The sequence below is a fragment of the Pseudomonas sp. RA_5y_Pfl1_P24 genome (genome assembly GCF_963970945.1).
Classification (GTDB): domain Bacteria; phylum Pseudomonadota; class Gammaproteobacteria; order Pseudomonadales; family Pseudomonadaceae; genus Aquipseudomonas; species Aquipseudomonas tritici.
Window position 1 is genome coordinate 71,956 of record NZ_CAXAOJ010000009.1, and the last position, 17,069, is coordinate 89,024.

The window sequence follows — 17,069 nt, forward strand, 5'->3', positions numbered from 1 at the left end:
CGCGCCTTACAACTGCCAGGAGCCAATATCGGCATTCACGCCGTCGCCATCCGGCTGGCCGTCGGCGCCGAGGGAGAACACATCTACCTCGCCATTGGCGCCCGGGTTGAGGTAGTGATAAGGGTGGCCCCAAGGGTCGTTGGGCAGACGCTCCAGGTAGGCGCGCCAGGTGTTGTTCTTCGCATCCGCCGGGCGTTCCACCAGTACTTTCAACCCCTGGTTCATGCTCGGATAAGTGCCGTGGTCCAGGCGATAGAGTTTCAACGCCTGCATCAACCCGCCGATGTCCTGCTTCGCTGCGGTGGCCCGTGCCTGGTCCGGCCGATCAAGGACCTTGGGCACCACCATCGCGGCCAGGATCCCGAGGATGACCACCACCACCATGATCTCGATCAACGTGAAGCCACGCTGCCCGCGAGGGCCTGGCAATGGGGACGTTAGGCGCGCGATATCCATCTCGACATTCCTTGGCTTGAGTGCAATTCGTGGCGCAGTGTTGCAAGAACACATGTCAGTCGTATTGAAAATCCTCGGGAGTTTCGGTCGCCAATCGGTCAACTGCCGGCGCTAGTCTGCGGGCCTGTTTCCCGGCTTTGAGAGCGCCATGTACGGCCGACGCAAGGAGCAAGGTTTCACCCTGATCGAGGTGCTGGTAGCGCTGGCGATCATCGCCGTGGCCATGGCCGCCGCCGTGCGCGTGGCCGGGCTGATGGCCCAGAGCAACGGCCTGTTGCGCGACAAGTCGATCGCGTTGCTGGCGGCGCAGAGTCGCCTGGCGGAGTTGCGCCTGGAGGGGCACCTGCGCAGCGGCAAGAAAACCTTCGAGTGCGACCAGGGCCGCTTGAAACTGCGTTGCGAGCAGACCATCAACGCCGATGGGCGCCTGTTTCAGGTCAACCTGCAGGTGCTCGACGCCAGCCGCGAAGCGCCGCCACTGGCCCGCCTGGACACCCAGGTCATGGCCGAGTGAGCATGGGCAACGCAGGCCCCTGCGGCAGCTTGTCGAGGTTGACGCGCAGCTTCTCGCCACCGCGTTCTATCTCCACACCATCGCCTTCGATGGCCGTCAGCCGCACGCCGGGGCTGAGGCGCTCACCCAACAGAAAACTGCGCGGCGGGCCATCATTCAGACTGAGGATCGCCACCGCACCACGGGCGCCCGCCAGCACGCCGGTAACCTTCACCTGCAGCGCCGTCGGCGCATTGGAAAACCATTGCAGCGCCGGGTTATCGCTGCGCGCCGCCAATGCTTGGGGCGTGGCTTGGGGCGTATGGGATTCGGCGCTGGTGAGCAGCAGCGGCGTCCAGACCGCCAGGCCAGCCAGTGCGGCCAACACACCTAGCGCCTGCACGCCATGGGCCAGGGTGAAACGATGGGCAAATGTCATGGGCTGGACCTCCTGTTTGTCCGTCGCACCAGCCTACAGGTCAATTCGCACGCTTTTATTTCACACACTCCCCAGTTTTCCAGGAAGCGCGCGATGAAACAGCAAGGCTTCACCCTGATCGAACTGATGGTGGTGCTGGTGATCATCGGCATCGCCAGCGCTGCCATCAGCCTCACGATCAAACCCGACCCACTGCACCTGCTGCGCAAAGACGCCGAGCGCCTGAGCCAACTGCTGCAAGTCGCCCAGGCCGAAGCCCACGTCGACGGCCGCCCCATCACCTGGCGCGCCGATGCCAAGGGCTTTCGTTTCAATCGTCAAAGGGATGACGGGACAGGTATCGAGACGTTTAAAAACGACGACCCACTTCGCCCACGGTTATGGGAAAGCACGCCAATGCAAATCAACATCGAACCCCGGCAAACCCTGGTGCTGAATGCCGAATGGATCAACCCACCGCTGCGCGTGGTGCTGTCCGACGGGCAACACAGCCTCAGCCTGCAACGCGACGCCGCCGGTTTGATGCGCGTGGTGAACCAGCCATGAACAACGCCCAGCAAGGTTTCACCCTGATCGAAGTGATGGTGGCGATCATGCTGATGGCGTTGGTCAGTGTGATCGCCTGGCGCGGCCTCGACAGCGTGACCCGCGCTGATCAGCATTTGCAGGCGAGCACCGAGCAAACGGAGGTGCTGCTGAGAGCGTTGAATCAGATGCAGCGGGATATCAGCTTGCGGGCCAGTGTTGAACTCACGGTCCCCAGCGCGGCGGAAGACGGAGCGGCTAAAACAGAGGGGCTGGCTGCGGTGACGGTTCGCAGTTCCGACAGCAAGGGCTTTCGCCTGGACGTGATCCGCAGCGCCCCAGTGGCTGGCGATGGCCTGCAACGGGTTCGGTGGTGGCTCAAGGGGGATTCGCTATACCGGGCAGCAACGCCAGCACGAGACCGCTATCCGCTGCCGGCAGCCAAGGATGGCGTGGTGGTGTTGACCGGCGTGAGTGATTTGCAGGTGCGGGTGTGGGAGACGGATAAGGGATGGCGGCAGTTGAGTGGTAATCGCCGCGAGGATCCGCAGGGGCTGGAAATCAGCTTAGTGCGGCAGACGCCACAAGGCGTGGAAAAATATCGCCAGGTGGTGGGGCCGTTGAGGTCGTTGAACTAACTCAACAACACCACCCCACCCGGCAATTCCGTACATTTGGCCCCATATGCATCGCGAATCAACAACGCCACCCCCGCCAACTGCTGCAAGCTGAACCGCGCCTGCACCCGGCGTTGGCCAAGTTCTCTGTTCAGCAACACCAGCATCCCCGGTCGATAGCGGTTGATCTCATCCACCACCGTCGCCAGCGTGGCATTGTTGAACACCAGTACCTGTTTGCGCCAAGCAACCACTGCCTGGGTGTCTACCGTGGTCACTTCACTGGCCCCGGCGCTGCCATAGGTCAGTTGCCGGCCACCGTCCAGGCGCACGCTGCGCCCGGCGGTGTCCACCAAGAGCGAGCCCTCGATACAGGTCACGCACACGTTGTGGTCGGTGTTGCGCACATTGAAGCGGGCCTGCGCCGCACTGACCCAGCCTTCGCCGGCCTGGACCTTGAGCGGCTGCGCACTGTGGGCGAGCACCTCGACTTCACCCTCAAGCAATTCAATACCCTGCCCCACTCGGCTGATGCGCGTCTGGGTATTGAGCTCCAGGCTTATCCCTTCGCTCAACATCACCTGGCGCTGCTCGCCGACTTCGGTGCGGTAGTCCGCCGTGAGCCCGGCGAAGCCGCCCGGTACGCCGACACGGACCATCACCACGGCCGCCGAGGCAGCAATCGCACCGCCCAGGAAGCCACGACGGCCAAAGCTGCGCGGTTGCGACACCTGTTCAAGGGCGGGGACCAAGTCGCGCCATAACGCCTTGGCCTGTTCGAACGCCTGGGCATGTTCCGCGCTCTGCGCGCACCAGGCCTGCAGGGCCTTGGCGTCGGCCACGGTGGCGCGGCCCGAGGTTAGCAGGAGCAGCCAGTCGCGGGCTTCATCGTGCAGGGGGCTGGCGGCGGGTTGCCGGGCGGTGGAGAGGCTAAAAATATTCAAGCGCGCACGTACTCACGGATTTATCAGGGACTCGACACTAAGACGGTTTTCCGGCCCCGGGACCGAACCGCTGAATCACTTTTCTTTCAAGGCGCTTGGCACAGTGGCCCAGGGCAGCCTTGATTTCCTTCTCGACCATGCGCGTGGAGATACCGAAACGCTGGGAAATTTCCAGGTGCGGGGCTTCTTCCAAGCGCGCGGCGATGAGGATCTTGCGGCGGCGTGCCGGCAGTTCGTAGAGGGCCTTGACCAGGGATTGGATTTCTTTCTGGCCGCCCACCACCCGCGACGGGTCCTGGGCTTCGTCGGTGCTTTGCAACAGTTCCTCCACCTCGCTGCCGGTGAGCAGACGCGCGTCGGCCTGGCGGCGGTCGGCGGCGATGTTCAAGGCCATGCGGTACAGGTAGGCGTTGGGTTGTTGCAGGTTCGGCGGCACGTCCATGCGGTCGACCCGCAGGTAGGTTTCGTGCAGCACGTCGTTGGCCAGGTCCTCCGAACCCAGGCGCTTGCGCAAACGCACCTTGAAGTCTTCGTAGGAGGCCAGGAACAAGCTGACCATCGGACTGTGCCCGGTATTTTTCATCCGCCCGAGGCTCCTTTCGCTACTGTGCATTCCATGCGCGTTCCTGTTGTGTCGGGCATCAAAAGTAAAGTCACCGGTTGGCGCAGTGAGCTCGGCGCCGGGCGTTCGACCCGGGCCGCACTCAGGCGGCGCACCAGTGCTTCATCGCGTTGTTCATCGCCGGTGGAACTGACCAGCCGACTGTGTTCAATCACCCCGTCGGGGTTGACCCATACCTGCACCAGCGCGCGAAAACTACCGGGCCGGGTCAGCGGCGAACGGCACAGGCTGGTTTCGATGGCTTGTTGCAACGCCGTCGCGTAGCTGTTGTTGATCCGCGCGGCGCTGCGTGCCGCCGCACCCTGGGTGGGCGGCTGGCTGACCTGCGGTGTCTGCAAGGTAAACGCATCGCTGCGTGCATAACGTGCCATCAGGCCACTCCCTGTCAGCAACATCGCCAGCGCCTCTTGCGCCGTAAAGCGCCCGCGCACCCCAATGGAGCGCCGGCCCCGCGTCAACTCGCGGTCCACCAGCACCGCCATCCCGGTGGCGCGGCTGTAGGCTTGCAGTGCGTGCTCCAGGTCCTGCGCAGGCAGGTCCAACGACAGCAGGGGTGACTCTGCCAGTGCCGTACGACCAGCGGCCAGCAGCAACAGCAAGACCAGGACGCACATGACGCGCCTCCGGACTCCCTGTTCACCCCCTGCTCTGCATCGCTGCACGGCCGACGCGCCCTAGAAAACCGTCATCCTGAGGCCAGTTTATGAATCTGATGTTACGGTGATAGCAAAAAAAACATCACGGTGACGAGAAGCCGGCTGCACTACACTTTGCAGCCTTACCGGCCCAGTCCCTCGGGCCCGCCAGGAGGCCCTGATGAACGTGCTACCAACCCTCGCCAGCCTGTTGCTGTGCGCTGTCCTGCCCTTGGTTGCCCATGCCGATAATTGCGCAGAGGTCACGGTGGATGGCTATAAGGCGCCCGACTATGGCTGCCTTAGCCACCAGATGGGTAATGACACGAATGCAACAAAGGCGACGCAAAAAAACCGCGAGGCGCAGAATATTTCCATCGAAAAGCGCCTGCCCAATAAGGTCGGTTTAGCCACCCCAGCGGCGACCAGTGTGCGAATGGGCAACACCTTCGGTACGTCGGTGAAACCGCAGCGGCCTTGAGCCGTTAGAAATTGTCTGAGTACACATGTAACAAATGTGGGAGGGAGCTTGTTTACGAGGCGGCCTTTGGGCCGACCAGGTGCTTGGGTTGGAATGAGTACATATCCATTCCTGCGGTAATGGCTGGTATTGGTTTCGCCCTGACGGCGGGTCACTTTGGAAAAGAGCCCCAAAGTCACCAAAGGGCTCTTGCCCCACCACTCGGCACCTCGCCTAGGCTCGGTGTGCCCGAACGAAGGCTTTGGAGCGTGATTGACGGGGCGCCTAAGATCAAGATCACAAGCCAGATCAAGAGCAGATCAATAGCGAGTGGTATCTGCCTGATGTATGGAGATCCAAATGTGTGCGGGCTTGCTCGCGAATGCAGAGTGTCAGTCACTGATGATTTGACTGATCCACCGCATTCGCGAGCAAGTCGAAGCGTCGAACCGCCGCTCGCACAGTTTGGACTTGCAGCGTGTCTCAGGCCGCGTGGCTTTCTTTCTTCAAACTCTCCATATCAATCACAAAACGATACTTCACATCACCCTTGAGCATCCGCTCATAGGCCTCGTTGATGCCCTGGATATCGATCATCTCCACGTCCGACACAATCCCGTGCTTGGCGCAGAAGTCCAGCATGTCCTGGGTCTCCTGGATGCCGCCGATCAGCGACCCCGCCAGGCTGCGGCGCTTGAAGATCAGGTTGAATACGGTTGGCGACGGGTGCGGGCTGTCGGGGGCGCCGACCAGGGTCATGGTGCCGTCACGCTTGAGCAGGTTGAGGAAGGCGTCGAGGTTGTGCGGTGCGGCGACGGTGTTGAGGATGAAATCCAGGCTGTTGGCGACCTTGGCCATTTCATCCGGGTTCTTCGACACCACCACTTGGTCGGCGCCCAGGCGCAGGCCGTCTTCGCGTTTGTTGGGTGAGGTGGTGAACAGCGTGACGTGCGCGCCCATGGCGTGGGCGATCTTCACCGCCATATGCCCAAGGCCACCGAGGCCAACCACACCGACCTTTTTGCCGGGGCCAACCTTCCAGTGGTGCAGCGGCGAATAGGTGGTGATGCCTGCGCACAGCAACGGCGCCACGGCGGCCAGGTTGGAAGCGTCGTGGGAGATGTGCAGCACGAACTTCTCCTTGACCACGATGCTGTCGGAGTAGCCGCCGAAGGTGTTTTCGCCGCCGAATACCGGGCCGTTGTAGGTGCCGGTAAAGCCGCTCTCGCAGTACTGCTCCTCGCCTTCGGCGCAGGAGGCACAATGCTGGCAGCTGTCGACCATGCAGCCGACACCGGCCAAATCACCGACTTTGAACTTCTGCACATTGGCGCCTACCGCCGTAACACGGCCGACGATTTCATGGCCAGGCACGGAGGGGTACAGGGTGTTGTTCCATTCGTTGCGGGCGGTGTGCAGGTCGGAGTGGCAGACCCCGCAATAGAGAATGTCGATCTGTACATCATCCGCCCCCGGCGCGCGGCGCTCGAAGGTAAAGGGCTTGAGGGAATCCTTGGCGTTCTGAGCGGCGTAGCTGTAGGTCTTGGCCATTTCGTTCACCTGTGTGATCGGATGCTGGAAGTCAGATGACCAGCATCGACGCTGAATCGTTCAACCGAGCACGTCCATACAATCCGCGTCACTGCGCGGCCCCTAAGCTCCTGACTTTCTCAAGACGCTGGAGAGTGGGCATGTGTAAAAAAGTGAGGACGGTATCGCTGGCTGTCACGTTGCTGGCCGCGGCCATGATGGGCAGTGCCTTTGCGGCAACACCCACGGTAGCGGTGGCCCCGCAATATGACACCAGCCACGTCTATGTGGCGCCGGCCGATGTCGACCGTTTTGCCCAGAGCTTCCTGGCCACTTTCGGCGGCAAAAGCACAGCTCAGGTGGTGGTGAATGTGTTGCCGGTGCCGAGCAGCACCACCTCGCAATTGCTGCAGACCCCGGCGGGCACGGTGTCGTTGTTTGGCTTCACCACGCCGATCCCGCACCCGTTCGGCCAGGAGCGCAACGGTTACCTGGTCAAGGACATGGACGTAGCGCTCAAGGCCGCCCGGGAAAACGGTGCGGCGGTGATCGTCAGCGACTTCCCCGACCCGATCGGGCGTGACGCCGTGGTGCAGTGGCCGGGCGGCGTGAATATGCAGCTCTATTGGCACACCAAGACCCCGTATTACCCCGCGTTCCAGACCGTGCCGGAAAACCGCGTGTACCTCAGTGCCGACCGTGCCGACCGCTTTATCAAGTCGTTCCTGGGCTTTTCCCACGGCAAAGTCCTGGCCGATGACAAGCACGCGCCTGGCGTGGATATCGGTCAAGCCAGTGGCAGCTACCGTCGTGTCGACATCGAGTCGCCGTTCGGGCGCATGGCGGTGCTGGTCACCAACGGCCAACTGCCCTACCCCTTTGGTCATGAAACCACCGGCTATCAAGTGACTGACCTGAAGGCGACGCTGGGCAAGGCCACCGGCTCCGGCGCCACAGTGCTGGTGCCCGCCTTTGACAGCAAAGGCCGTCGCAGCGCATTGGTCGAGTTCCCGGGCGGCTATGTCGCGGAGATTCACCAGCTCAACGCGGCAAAATGAAGCGTCGCACAGGCTGGGGCCTGGCCGTGCTGTGGCCGCTGCTCGCCGGCGGCGTCCACGCCGATGAGCAAGCGACACGCCCGACCCTCAAGGCCAACCGTTGGCAGGAAGACTGGTCGGTCCTGCAAAACCCGGCGCTGCGCACGCAGCCGCTGGACAATTGGAAGTACATCCCATTGTCAGGTGCCAACCCGTTCACCTATTTGTCCCTGGGCGCCACGTTACGCGAGCGCTTCGAGATGAACGATGCCAGTGGTTTTGGCGTGCGCGATGTGAAGCGTGATCGCTACTTGATCCAACGCTTCCAGGTGCATGCCGACCTGCACCTGAACGAAAACTGGCGGGTGTTCACCCAGCTTGAAGACGTACACGCGTATGACAAGACGACGATCGGCGGCGCCGACCAGAACCACGTCGACCTGCGCCTGGCCTTTGCCGAATACGTCAATGCCTTCAGCAGCGGCACGCTGAAAGCACGTGTCGGGCGCCAGGATTTCGCTTTCGACTTGCAGCGCTTCATCTCATCGCGGGAAGGCCCGAATGTGCGGCAATCCTTCGATGCCCTGTGGGCCGACTGGGAGACGAGCAACTGGCGCTTTATCGGGATTGCCAGCCAGCCGGTGCAGTATCAGGACGGGCGGCACTTCGACGACAAATCCAATAGTGACGCACGCTTCCACATGGTGCGGGTCGAGCGGCTGGTGGGCGGTAAAAACGAGCTGTCAGCCTACTACGGCGTGTATGAACGCAGCGCGGCGCACTACCTGGACGCGGACGGCGACGAAACCCGCCACCTGTTCGACGCCCGCCTGGGCGGCGCGGCCATGGGCTTTGACTGGGACGTCGAAGCGATGCTGCAAAGTGGCTCGGTGGGCAACAAGGATATCCGCGCCTGGGCCGCTGGCAGTCGCACCGGCTACACCTTTGACAGCCTGGCCTGGACGCCGCGCCTCGGCCTGCAACTGGACATCGCCTCGGGCGACCGTAAAACCGGGGATGGCACTGTTGGCACATTCAACCCGCTGTTTCCCAACGGCTACTACTTTTCCCTGGCGGGCTACACCGGTTACAGCAACCTGATTCACGTCAAGCCGTCGATCACCGTCAAACCGTTCGACAAGCTCAGCGTGCAAACCGCCATCGGCCTGCTCTGGCGGCAAACCACCAGCGATGCGGTGTACACCCAGCCCAACCTGCCGGTGGCCGGCACCGCTGGCAGCGGTGATCGCTGGACCGGCGCCTACGCGCAACTGCGCACTGACTATGTGTTCAGCCCCAACCTCACCGGCGCCGTCGAAGCCGTGCACTACGACGTCGGCCAGACCCTGCGCGATGCAGGCGGTGATGACAGCAATTACCTGGGGGTCGAGCTCAAGTTCAGTTGGTAATCCCAAGCAAGCACACCCGTACAAGCCCTCGAAACACTTAAGGGCAATAGTGATCCTGAGTTTTCCAGCCTATACACCAAGGAGTTTTCCATGAGCACATTCGTTGCCAAAGACGGTACCCAGATCTACTTCAAGGATTGGGGCAGCGGTAAGCCCGTGCTGTTCAGCCACGGCTGGCCGCTGGATGCCGACATGTGGGAATACCAGATGGAATACCTGAGCAGCCGTGGTTTTCGCACCATCGCGTTTGACCGTCGTGGCTTCGGGCGCTCGGACCAGCCATGGACCGGTAACGACTACAACACCTTCGCCGACGATATCGCGCAGTTGATCGAACACCTGGACCTCAAGGACGTGACCCTGGTGGGCTTTTCCATGGGCGGCGGCGACGTGGCGCGCTATATCGCTCGCCACGGCAGCGCCCGCGTCGGCGGCCTGGTGCTGCTGGGGGCGGTGACACCGCTGTTCGGCCAGAAACCGGATTTCCCGCAGGGCGTGCCGACTGAAGTGTTCGATGGCATCAAGGCTGGGCTGTTGAAGGATCGCGCGCAATTTATCAGCGATTTCAACACGCCGTTTTTTGGTATCAACAAGGGCCAGACAGTCTCCGAAGGGGTGCTGACCCAGACCCTGCAGGTGGCAATGCTGGCGTCGCTGAAATCGACCGTGGATTGCGTGACCGCCTTCTCCGAAACCGACTTCCGCCCGGACATGGCCAAGATTGACGTGCCGACCCTGGTCATCCACGGTGACGGCGACCAGATCGTACCGTTCGAAACCACCGGCAAAGCCGCCGCGGCTTCGATCAAAGGCGCCGAGCTGAAGGTCTACAAGGACGCACCACACGGGTTCGCCGTGACCCATGCCCAGGCCTTGAATGAAGACCTGCTGGCGTTCCTGACCCGCTGAAACACCTGAACCACCCTCTCCTTATTTCGGCCGGGCTTGCCCGGCCTTTTTTTGCTCAGGAGAAACGTTGGCTCACGACCAGACGCCCAGGCCCTGCGATCAACACGCTGCTGAAAATGATCAACAGCAGCCAGCCGAATTGCCCTTCCAGCAACGTCCACTCCGGGTGCACCACCCGCATGGCAATCAACAGCACCGCCAGGATCGGCAGGCACGCCAGGCGCACCAGCACCCCTGCAATGATCAGCAGCGGGCACAGCACCTCGGCAAATATCGCCAGCAGCAGCGTGATGTGAGCGCCCAAATGAAATGGGTCCTCGATCAGCTTCAACTGCTCGCTGTAGTTCAACAGTTTCGGCAAACCGTGCACCCACAGCAGGAACAGCGCCCCGCTGCCCCGTAGAAACAACAACCCCAGGTCCTGTTGTTTTGATTCGTTCATACGTGCTCTCTGTTGGTCGAGACAAACGTCGATTGTGTCAACGGTGCCATCCGCCTGCTTGCAAGCCTGTGCTGACCTCACTCCCCCGTACCGGCAAATGCCGCGACGATTTCATCGATCACCACCCGCACTCGCGCGGTGTGGCGCAGATCGGCGTGGGTCACCAGCCACACGTCATACGGCAAGGGCCGCGTGCGGTCGGGCCGCAGGCGTACCAGCCCGTCACGTTCGCCGGTGTACACCGGGATTTCGCCGATGCCGATGCCCGCGGCAATAGAGCGGCACACCAGCAGGCTTGAACTGAGGGCCGCGGTTGCGAGCTGGTTCGCATGGCCCAGCGGTAAGCTGCATGAGGCACCGGCACGAGCAGACACTTGCGCAGCGACACCTTCTGGCGTGTACCTGTTGTTCGCCCAATACGCTTTTATGGCGGCGGGCTTGGTGCCGGCGATGGTGTTCCTGGTGGATTACGTGGCCCGTGGCCTGGGAGACGGCGCGCACATCGGCGCGATGATCTGGGTAAGGTACGGCCTGGGCGCGATTGCGGGGCCGGTGACTTACGGGTTCCTCGTCGATAAACTCGGGGCCCGCTTGAGTATTCGCGGGGCGCTGGTGGTGCAGGCGATTGCGGTCGGCTTGCTGCCGTTTGCCGGCTCGTTTACCGCCCTCGCGGTGATCCTCGGTTCCTTCCCGCCGGGCATCGTGCCGCTGGCACTGGCGCGGGTGCATGAGTTGCTGCCCAACCATCACCAGCAACAAGTGGCATGGAGCCGCGCCACGGTGTCCTTCGCGACGTTCCAGGCGCTCTCCGGCTTTGCCTATTCGGCACTGTTCAACAGCAGTGGCGGGCAGCATGCGCTGTTGTTCATGATCGCCGCCGGGGCCATTGTGGTCGCATTGGCACTGGAACCGGGCATGATCCTGCTGAACCGTCGACCGCTCGGTACGGTCCCAACCCATACGCTCATCGCTGCAGGTAATCTGAAATGACGCTTCCTCAAGAAATGACCCTGATCGAAATCACCACCCCTGGCGGGCCTGAAGTGCTGCAACCGCGCCAGGCCGATGTGCCTGTCGCCGGCCCCGGCGAGATCCTGATCCGTGTTCACGCCGCCGGTGTCAACCGTCCCGACGCCCTGCAACGCGCCGGCAAATACCCGATGAAACCCGGCTTCAGCCCGATCCCAGGGTTGGAAGTGGCCGGTGAAGTGGTGGCGCTGGGTGAAGGCGTAAGCGAATACCAGGTGGGCGACAAGGTTTGTGCCCTGACCAACGGCGGTGGTTACGCGCAATTTTGCAGCGTGCCGGCCGGCCAGGCCTTGCCGATCCCTGAGGGTATGGACTGGATTCAAGCCGCCGCCGTACCGGAAACGTTCTTCACCGTGTGGGCCAACCTGTTCGGCCTTGGCGATGCGCACACCGGTCAGCGCGCGCTGATTCACGGCGGCACCAGCGGCATCGGCACCACCGCTTTGATGCTGTGCCGCGAGTTTGGCATCCAGGCGTTTGCCACCGCTGGCAGCGCCGACAAATGTGCCGCGATTGCCAAGCTGGGCGCTGAACCTATCAATTATCGCGAGCAGGACTTTGCCGAAGTCATCGCGCAGCAGACCGACAACCAGGGCGTCGATGTGATCCTCGACATCATGGGAGCCTCCTACCTCAACAACAACCTCAAGGCCTTGGCCATGGACGGTCACTTGGTGATGCTGGGCTTCCTCGGCGGCGCCAAGGCCAATGACGTCGACCTGCTGAGCATTCTCGGCAAACGCGCGGTGATTACCGGCTCACTCCTCCGGGCACGCAGTAAAGAAGAGAAAGCTGCCATCGCCGAACAACTGCGCGAATACATCTGGCCGGTACTGGCCGCCGGGCGGTGCCTGCCGATCATCGACAAGGTGTACGCCTACACCGACGCCGCCCAGGCGCATGCGCGGATGGAGGGTGGGGACCATATCGGGAAGATTGTGTTGCGGGTGGAGTGACGCTGATCCTGACCCTGTAAAGATCCAGTGTGGGAGCTTCGGTGCGACGATTCGACTTGCCTGCGATGCAGACACCTTGGTCATTCAGTTGAACCGAGTCGATGCTATCGCAGGCAAGCCAGCGCCCACATGGATCACCTTCGCAGGGCTACTCGGCGTACACCGGGTAGTCGATGTATCCGGCTTGCGTCCCACCGTAAAGCCCCTCAGCCTTCAGCGGGTTCAGCGGCCACCCATTGAAAATCCGTTGCGGCAGGTCCGGGTTGGCAATGAATGGCCGCCCGAATGCGATCAAGTCCGCCAACCCCGCTTCTACCAGAGCAGCGCCGCGTTCAACGGTGTAGCGGCCAGCGTAGATGATGCGACCACTGAAGGTGCTGCGCACCGCTTCACGGAAAGTGTCTGGCAACACTGGGGCGTTGTCCCAGTCGGCTTCAGCGATGGACACATAGGCGATGCCTGACTCTTCCAACACCTTGATCGCTTCGATATAGGTGTGATGCGGGTCTTCTTCCACCAGGCCGATGTACACGCGATCCTGATCAGTTCCACTGAACAAGGGCGAGAAGCGCACACCCAGGCGCTCCGGCCCAACCACGGCGCTCACGGCCTCAACGATCTCACGCAGAAAGCGCAGGCGATTGTGCAGTGAGCCGCCGTATTCATCGTCACGCTGATTGGCGTGGGCCGAGATGAACTGGTTGACCAGGTACCCATTCGCCGAATGGATTTCCACCCCGTCAAACCCGGCATCCAGTGCATTGCGTGCGGCCTGGGCGTAGTGCCCGACCAACTCTTCGATCTCAAGAGCGCTCAAAGCACGCGGTACCGGCGGCTGCTTCAGCTCACCCACCCCAGGACCGGTTTCGATAAAGGCCTTGGCCTGCTGCGCCTGGATTGCCGACGGCGCGACGGGTGCGGCGCCGTCTGGCTGCAACGCGTTATGCGAGACCCGGCCAACGTGCCACAACTGGGCAAAGATCACCCCGCCTTCGGCGTGCACCGCGTCGGTGACTTTGCGCCAGCCGTCGATCTGCGCCGGGGTGTAAATGCCCGGCGTCCACGCATAACCCTGGCCACGCGGCTCGATCTGCGTGCCTTCGCTGACCATGAAACCAGCCGTGGCACGCTGGCGGTAATACTCGGCCATCAAGTCCGTCGCGATGTCGCCAGGCTGAGCGCTGCGCTGGCGCGTCAACGGCGGCAGGACGATACGGTTGTTTAACGTGTGGTGGCCCAGTTTCACCGGCGTACTCAGAACATTGTCAGTCATGTAAAGTTTTCCAAATTGCGGACGTGCTAAAGCATTGGCGACTTATAAAAGTCGCCAATGAATACAGCGGTTTTTTTAAATTAAGCGGTGAGTGTCAGCAGGGCTTTGGCCACATCACTGGAACTGCCAGGGTTTTGCCCGGTGACCAAAAGGCCATCTGTGATAACAAAGGATTGCCAATCGGCGCCCTTCTCGTAATGGCCACCGAGTTTCTTGAACTCATCTTCAATCAGGAACGGCACCACGTCGGTCAACTCCACCGCCGCTTCTTCCGAGTTGGAGAACCCGGTGACGCGACGGCCCTTGATCAACGGGTCGCCATTGACCGCCTTGACGTGACGCAGCGCGCCCGGTGCGTGGCAGACAAAACCGATCGGTTTGCCAGCGCGTTCGAAGGATTCGATCAAGGCAATCGAGACGGGTGACTCCGCCAGGTCCCACAGCGGGCCGTGGCCGCCTGGGTAGAACACGGTGTCGAAGGCGTCGGCGTTGACGGTTTCCAGTTTCAGTGTGTTGGCCAGGGCCTGCTGTGCAGCCGGGTCGGCGGCGAAGCGATGGGTCTGTTCAGTCTGGGAGTCCGGCTGGTCGCTCACCGGGTCCAGCGGCGGTTGACCGCCGGCCGGGGATGCCAGTACCACTTCGGCGCCAGCGTCCTTGAACGCGTAATAGGGTGCAGCAAATTCTTCGAGCCAGAAGCCGGTCTTGCGCCCGGTATCGCCAAGCTGGTCGTGAGAGGTCAGTACCATTAATACTTTCATTTTCCAGTGCCTCGATAGGTGTGAGTGTCAGTGTGTTCAGGGCAGCCCAACAGGTGTCGGGTCAGCCACAGCGCCTCGTCGAACGGCGCGCAAGTACGTGTGATCTTGCTCATGACGCTGGTCCCCAGCCACAACGCATACAGGCGCTGGGCCAGGCTTTCAGGGTGTTGCGCAACCTTCAGCGAGCCGTCTTCGATGCCGCGTTGCAAGGCAATTGCGAGCAACTCAATAGTGCGTGCGGTGCCGCGCTGCAGGGCCAGGCGCATCGGCTCTGAAAGGTCTGACACCTCTGCACCCAGTTTGACGGCAAGGCATTTGCCTGCGTCGGTGCCGCCGGTCTGGTTGTCGATCCAGCTGTGCCAATAGCGCATCAACTTGGCGTGCTGGGTTAAGTCCGGCTGATTGAACAGCTGTTCCATACCGTTCAAGTAGTTGTCGAAATAGGTATCGAGCAATACCACCCCGAACGCATCTTTAGAGTTGAAGTAGTGATAGAACGAGCCTTTAGGCACATCGGCGGCTTGAAGTATTTCGTTCAATCCCACCGCAGAAAACCCTTTGGCGCCCACAATCGGCTGCGCACTTTCCAGAATCGTCTGCCTTGCACTCTTAGTTTCGCGGCTCATTTTTCATCCCGTCCGATTAGACCAGTCGTCTCGTTCGTTGGGTGAATGTTAGGGGCCGGGTAAAACGCGCACAATGTCAGATCCGCAAGGATTCCGGACATGCGGCAAAGTCGGTTGCCGTTTTCCCGGCAGCCACCGACAATCCCCCCTACCACGCTTCTGGAGACATGCGATGCACAGCGTAGCGCTGATGGTTTACCCGAACTTCCAATCCCTGAGCCTCAGCCTGGGCTCGGTGTTCGAGTGCGCAAACCTGCTGCGCGGCGAGCCGGCCTATGAGTTTCACCTGGTGTCGGAAAGTGGCGGCGCGGTGATGACCTCCCAGGGGTTCTCGGTGAATACCCTACCGATCCGGCCGCAGGGATACGACACGCTGATCGTCAGCGGCTACCTGGAGTTTCGCCTGCCGGAAGCGAACCTGCTGGAACTGGTCAAGGCCGCCTCGGCCCAATCGCGACGCGTCGCCTCGTTGTGCATGGGCATCTTCGTGCTGGCAGAAGCCGGCTTGCTGGAGGGCAAGCGCACCACCACCCATTGGATTCACGCGCCGGCCTTTCGCAAGCGCTATCCGGATATCCGCCTGGAAGAAGACAAGCTGTTCATCGTCGACGGCCAGGTGTGGACCGGCGCCGGCATGAGCGCCGGGGTGGACTTGGCGTTGGCGATGGTGGAGAACGACCTGGGCAGCGACCTCGCGCGGCGCATTGCACGCAAGCTGGTGATCGCCCAACGTCGGGGCAGTGAACAATCGCAGTTGTCGGCGCTGTTGGAACTGGACCCCAAGTCAGACCGCGTACAACTGGCCCTGGCCTATGCCCGTGAGAACCTGACCCATGATCTCTCGGTGGAAGCCCTGGCCGATGTTGCCCGGCTCAGTCCACGCCAGTTCAGCCGGGTGTTTCGCGAAGAAACCGGGCAAACGCCGGCCAAGGCCATCGAGTCCCTGCGGGTAGAGGCCGCGCGGGCGATGATGGAAACCAGTCGTCATCCCGTGGAAGTGGTGGCCCGTGAGACCGGGTTTGGTGACCGCGAACGCATGCGCCAGGCGTTTCTCAGGGCGTTCGGGCAGCCGCCGCAGGCGATGCAGCAGGCGTTGTTCAGAAGCTAGAGCGTCTAGCGGCAGTGGTAAGGGCTTTCGCTGCTGAGTGCTTCCCCGGTGTTCAGGTCACGGATGGTCACCGTGCCCTTGGGGTAGTTCAGGCAGAACGCGTTACGCACGGAGTAGATGCCGCTGCCACGGGGGGGTGAACACCATTTTGACCGACAAGCCTCTGAGGCGCCCCCCCCCCTGCTTTAAGTTCAACCTCGCGCTTAGTGCAACACCGCGCGTGTCACCAGGTAACTCACCAACTGCGGATCATCCGCCAACTCGATCGCCTGTACCGGGCGCGGCAGGTTGTCCAGCACCCTGCGCCAGAACGCCTGGGACACTTCATCCTGGTCGTAAAAGCGCACCAGCCAATCCGCCTCGCCGCTACACAGCACCTGGCTGGCGATGGCACGGCCGATGCCTTTGCGCCGATAGCGCTTGAGGATGAACAGGTCAGCCAGTTCCAGAGCGTCGATACCCGGCAGTTCGCTGCCTTCGATCAGCAGGAAACCGGCGATGTAGCCATCGACCAGCAGCAGGTTGGCGCTCCATTGCGGGTCTTGCCAATAGCGGGCCAGGTGTTCGTCGTGAATGTAGAAACGGCCGTCCGCCTCGACATCTTCCTGTTCCCAGTCCGAGGATTCATAGGCGTAATACTGGTAGAGATTGCGGATCAGCTCGGCTTCTTCAGGGCCGGTCTGGATCAATTCGACGGTGGTTTCAGGCATGGGACCCTCAGTGAAAAAACGCAGGGCGCCATTGTTCACAAAACCTGAGCACAGTCCAATAGCGTGGCCAACCTTTCTACTTGCTGAACCG

The 17,069-nt window shown here is 61.7% G+C and carries 20 protein-coding genes and 2 pseudogenes; 10 read left to right on the top strand and 12 right to left on the bottom strand.

Annotation, left to right across the window (positions count from 1 at the left end; translation table 11 throughout):
• Positions 1–6 precede the first annotated feature (6 nt).
• Positions 7–456 (bottom strand): type II secretion system major pseudopilin GspG, encoded by a 450-nt coding sequence (gspG, locus tag AACY30_RS16810; protein ID WP_339419759.1) that lies wholly within the window; start codon positions 454–456, stop codon positions 7–9.
• A 148-nt stretch (positions 457–604) separates the two neighbouring features.
• Here gspG and gspI point away from each other — a divergent pair, with 148 nt between their 5' ends.
• Positions 605–970 carry a type II secretion system minor pseudopilin GspI gene (gene gspI / locus AACY30_RS16815; protein ID WP_049708806.1) on the top strand — a complete coding sequence of 122 codons (366 nt, stop codon included), beginning with the start codon at positions 605–607 and terminating at the stop codon, positions 968–970.
• On the opposite strand, the gene AACY30_RS16820 is transcribed toward gspI, so the two are convergent.
• Positions 957–1,388, bottom strand: a complete 432-nt coding sequence (locus AACY30_RS16820; protein WP_065889397.1) for a type II secretion system protein N — start codon at positions 1,386–1,388, stop codon at positions 957–959. The genes gspI and AACY30_RS16820 overlap by 14 nt on opposite strands.
• Before the next feature lie 93 nt (positions 1,389–1,481).
• Between AACY30_RS16820 and gspH the strand changes: the two genes are divergently transcribed.
• On the top strand, positions 1,482–1,934 hold the full coding sequence (gene gspH / locus AACY30_RS16825; RefSeq protein WP_339468727.1) for a type II secretion system minor pseudopilin GspH: 453 nt from the start codon (positions 1,482–1,484) through the stop codon (positions 1,932–1,934).
• The gene (locus AACY30_RS16830) at positions 1,931–2,551 is read left to right on the top strand and encodes a type II secretion system protein GspJ (protein ID WP_339540762.1); all 621 of its coding nucleotides are present in this window, start codon (positions 1,931–1,933) and stop codon (positions 2,549–2,551) included. The genes gspH and AACY30_RS16830 overlap by 4 nt, the downstream gene beginning before the upstream one ends.
• On the opposite strand, the gene AACY30_RS16835 is transcribed toward AACY30_RS16830, so the two are convergent.
• The 3 genes from AACY30_RS16835 to AACY30_RS16845 are packed head-to-tail and all read right to left on the bottom strand — an operon-like array spanning position 2,548 to position 4,710.
• Positions 2,548–3,474 (bottom strand): FecR family protein, encoded by a 927-nt coding sequence (locus AACY30_RS16835; RefSeq protein WP_339540763.1) that lies wholly within the window; start codon positions 3,472–3,474, stop codon positions 2,548–2,550. The two genes, AACY30_RS16830 and AACY30_RS16835, sit on opposite strands and share 4 nt — an antisense overlap.
• 37 nt (positions 3,475–3,511) lie before the next feature.
• Positions 3,512–4,057, bottom strand: coding sequence for an RNA polymerase sigma factor (locus tag AACY30_RS16840; protein WP_339540764.1), 546 nt, complete (start codon positions 4,055–4,057; stop codon positions 3,512–3,514).
• Entirely contained in the window at positions 4,054–4,710 is a 657-nt protein-coding gene (locus AACY30_RS16845) for a TonB family protein (protein ID WP_339540765.1), read from the bottom strand. The genes AACY30_RS16840 and AACY30_RS16845 overlap by 4 nt, the downstream gene beginning before the upstream one ends.
• A 202-nt stretch (positions 4,711–4,912) precedes the next feature.
• Between AACY30_RS16845 and AACY30_RS16850 the strand changes: the two genes are divergently transcribed.
• Positions 4,913–5,212 carry a hypothetical protein gene (locus AACY30_RS16850; RefSeq protein ID WP_339419748.1) on the top strand — a complete coding sequence of 100 codons (300 nt, stop codon included), beginning with the start codon at positions 4,913–4,915 and terminating at the stop codon, positions 5,210–5,212.
• 462 nt (positions 5,213–5,674) lie between these two features.
• Here AACY30_RS16850 and AACY30_RS16855 read toward each other — a convergent pair whose 3' ends face one another.
• Positions 5,675–6,742 carry an NAD(P)-dependent alcohol dehydrogenase gene (locus AACY30_RS16855; RefSeq protein ID WP_339540766.1) on the bottom strand — a complete coding sequence of 356 codons (1,068 nt, stop codon included), beginning with the start codon at positions 6,740–6,742 and terminating at the stop codon, positions 5,675–5,677.
• A 140-nt stretch (positions 6,743–6,882) separates the two neighbouring features.
• On the opposite strand from AACY30_RS16855, the gene AACY30_RS16860 reads away from it, so the two are divergent.
• From AACY30_RS16860 to AACY30_RS16870, 3 genes are all read left to right on the top strand, one after another.
• Positions 6,883–7,779 (top strand): VOC family protein, encoded by an 897-nt coding sequence (locus tag AACY30_RS16860; protein WP_339540767.1) that lies wholly within the window; start codon positions 6,883–6,885, stop codon positions 7,777–7,779.
• The gene (locus AACY30_RS16865; RefSeq protein WP_339540768.1) at positions 7,776–9,167 is read left to right on the top strand and encodes an alginate export family protein; all 1,392 of its coding nucleotides are present in this window, start codon (positions 7,776–7,778) and stop codon (positions 9,165–9,167) included. Before AACY30_RS16860 ends, AACY30_RS16865 begins: the two co-directional genes overlap by 4 nt.
• Positions 9,168–9,257: 90 nt before the next feature.
• On the top strand, positions 9,258–10,076 hold the full coding sequence (locus tag AACY30_RS16870) for an alpha/beta fold hydrolase (protein WP_339419741.1): 819 nt from the start codon (positions 9,258–9,260) through the stop codon (positions 10,074–10,076).
• A 55-nt stretch (positions 10,077–10,131) separates the two neighbouring features.
• Here the strand turns inward: AACY30_RS16870 and AACY30_RS16875 are convergent, their stop codons facing one another.
• Both AACY30_RS16875 and AACY30_RS16880 read right to left on the bottom strand, forming a co-directional pair.
• The gene (locus AACY30_RS16875) at positions 10,132–10,518 is read right to left on the bottom strand and encodes a DoxX family protein (RefSeq protein ID WP_339419739.1); all 387 of its coding nucleotides are present in this window, start codon (positions 10,516–10,518) and stop codon (positions 10,132–10,134) included.
• A 77-nt stretch (positions 10,519–10,595) separates the two neighbouring features.
• A pseudogene (locus AACY30_RS16880) lies at positions 10,596–10,829 on the bottom strand (LysR substrate-binding domain-containing protein); the annotation flags it as partial.
• Here AACY30_RS16880 and AACY30_RS16885 point away from each other — a divergent pair.
• A pseudogene (locus AACY30_RS16885) lies at positions 10,828–11,508 on the top strand (YbfB/YjiJ family MFS transporter); the annotation flags it as partial. The pseudogenes AACY30_RS16880 and AACY30_RS16885 overlap by 2 nt on opposite strands.
• Positions 11,505–12,503 (top strand): NAD(P)H-quinone oxidoreductase, encoded by a 999-nt coding sequence (locus tag AACY30_RS16890; protein ID WP_339540769.1) that lies wholly within the window; start codon positions 11,505–11,507, stop codon positions 12,501–12,503. The pseudogene AACY30_RS16885 and the gene AACY30_RS16890, both read left to right, overlap by 4 nt.
• Positions 12,504–12,651: 148 nt before the next feature.
• Here the strand turns inward: AACY30_RS16890 and AACY30_RS16895 are convergent, their stop codons facing one another.
• The 3 genes from AACY30_RS16895 to AACY30_RS16905 all read right to left on the bottom strand — a co-directional run bounded on the left by AACY30_RS16895 (position 12,652) and on the right by AACY30_RS16905 (position 15,160).
• Positions 12,652–13,776 (bottom strand): alkene reductase, encoded by a 1,125-nt coding sequence (locus AACY30_RS16895; RefSeq protein WP_339540770.1) that lies wholly within the window; start codon positions 13,774–13,776, stop codon positions 12,652–12,654.
• Positions 13,777–13,856: 80 nt separating this feature from the next.
• Positions 13,857–14,534, bottom strand: coding sequence for a type 1 glutamine amidotransferase domain-containing protein (locus AACY30_RS16900; protein WP_339540771.1), 678 nt, complete (start codon positions 14,532–14,534; stop codon positions 13,857–13,859).
• Positions 14,531–15,160, bottom strand: a complete 630-nt coding sequence (locus tag AACY30_RS16905; protein WP_339540772.1) for a TetR/AcrR family transcriptional regulator — start codon at positions 15,158–15,160, stop codon at positions 14,531–14,533. Before AACY30_RS16905 ends, AACY30_RS16900 begins: the two co-directional genes overlap by 4 nt.
• A gap of 172 nt (positions 15,161–15,332) precedes the next feature.
• On the opposite strand from AACY30_RS16905, the gene AACY30_RS16910 reads away from it, so the two are divergent.
• The gene (locus AACY30_RS16910; protein ID WP_339419730.1) at positions 15,333–16,268 is read left to right on the top strand and encodes a GlxA family transcriptional regulator; all 936 of its coding nucleotides are present in this window, start codon (positions 15,333–15,335) and stop codon (positions 16,266–16,268) included.
• Positions 16,269–16,471: 203 nt separating this feature from the next.
• Here the strand turns inward: AACY30_RS16910 and AACY30_RS16915 are convergent, their stop codons facing one another.
• The gene (locus tag AACY30_RS16915) at positions 16,472–16,978 is read right to left on the bottom strand and encodes a GNAT family N-acetyltransferase (RefSeq protein WP_339468742.1); all 507 of its coding nucleotides are present in this window, start codon (positions 16,976–16,978) and stop codon (positions 16,472–16,474) included.
• Positions 16,979–17,069 lie beyond the last annotated feature (91 nt).

Excerpts from the sequence above, each read along its gene's own strand:
- AACY30_RS16875 (WP_339419739.1), bottom strand. The coding sequence starts at position 10,518 with ATGAACGAATCAAAACAACAGGACCTGGGGTTGTTGTTTCTACGGGGC.
- AACY30_RS16830 (WP_339540762.1), top strand. The coding sequence starts at position 1,931 with ATGAACAACGCCCAGCAAGGTTTCACCCTGATCGAAGTGATGGTGGCG.
- AACY30_RS16890 (WP_339540769.1), top strand. The coding sequence starts at position 11,505 with ATGACGCTTCCTCAAGAAATGACCCTGATCGAAATCACCACCCCTGGC.
- AACY30_RS16850 (WP_339419748.1), top strand. The coding sequence starts at position 4,913 with ATGAACGTGCTACCAACCCTCGCCAGCCTGTTGCTGTGCGCTGTCCTG.
- AACY30_RS16915 (WP_339468742.1), bottom strand. The coding sequence starts at position 16,978 with ATGCCTGAAACCACCGTCGAATTGATCCAGACCGGCCCTGAAGAAGCC.
- AACY30_RS16910 (WP_339419730.1), top strand. The coding sequence starts at position 15,333 with ATGCACAGCGTAGCGCTGATGGTTTACCCGAACTTCCAATCCCTGAGC.
- AACY30_RS16840 (WP_339540764.1), bottom strand. The coding sequence starts at position 4,057 with ATGAAAAATACCGGGCACAGTCCGATGGTCAGCTTGTTCCTGGCCTCC.
- AACY30_RS16895 (WP_339540770.1), bottom strand. The coding sequence starts at position 13,776 with ATGACTGACAATGTTCTGAGTACGCCGGTGAAACTGGGCCACCACACG.
- AACY30_RS16905 (WP_339540772.1), bottom strand. The coding sequence starts at position 15,160 with ATGAGCCGCGAAACTAAGAGTGCAAGGCAGACGATTCTGGAAAGTGCG.
- AACY30_RS16860 (WP_339540767.1), top strand. The coding sequence starts at position 6,883 with ATGTGTAAAAAAGTGAGGACGGTATCGCTGGCTGTCACGTTGCTGGCC.
- gspI (WP_049708806.1), top strand. The coding sequence starts at position 605 with ATGTACGGCCGACGCAAGGAGCAAGGTTTCACCCTGATCGAGGTGCTG.
- AACY30_RS16845 (WP_339540765.1), bottom strand. The coding sequence starts at position 4,710 with ATGTGCGTCCTGGTCTTGCTGTTGCTGCTGGCCGCTGGTCGTACGGCA.
- AACY30_RS16820 (WP_065889397.1), bottom strand. The coding sequence starts at position 1,388 with ATGACATTTGCCCATCGTTTCACCCTGGCCCATGGCGTGCAGGCGCTA.
- gspH (WP_339468727.1), top strand. The coding sequence starts at position 1,482 with ATGAAACAGCAAGGCTTCACCCTGATCGAACTGATGGTGGTGCTGGTG.
- AACY30_RS16855 (WP_339540766.1), bottom strand. The coding sequence starts at position 6,742 with ATGGCCAAGACCTACAGCTACGCCGCTCAGAACGCCAAGGATTCCCTC.
- AACY30_RS16870 (WP_339419741.1), top strand. The coding sequence starts at position 9,258 with ATGAGCACATTCGTTGCCAAAGACGGTACCCAGATCTACTTCAAGGAT.
- AACY30_RS16865 (WP_339540768.1), top strand. The coding sequence starts at position 7,776 with ATGAAGCGTCGCACAGGCTGGGGCCTGGCCGTGCTGTGGCCGCTGCTC.
- gspG (WP_339419759.1), bottom strand. The coding sequence starts at position 456 with ATGGATATCGCGCGCCTAACGTCCCCATTGCCAGGCCCTCGCGGGCAG.
- AACY30_RS16900 (WP_339540771.1), bottom strand. The coding sequence starts at position 14,534 with ATGAAAGTATTAATGGTACTGACCTCTCACGACCAGCTTGGCGATACC.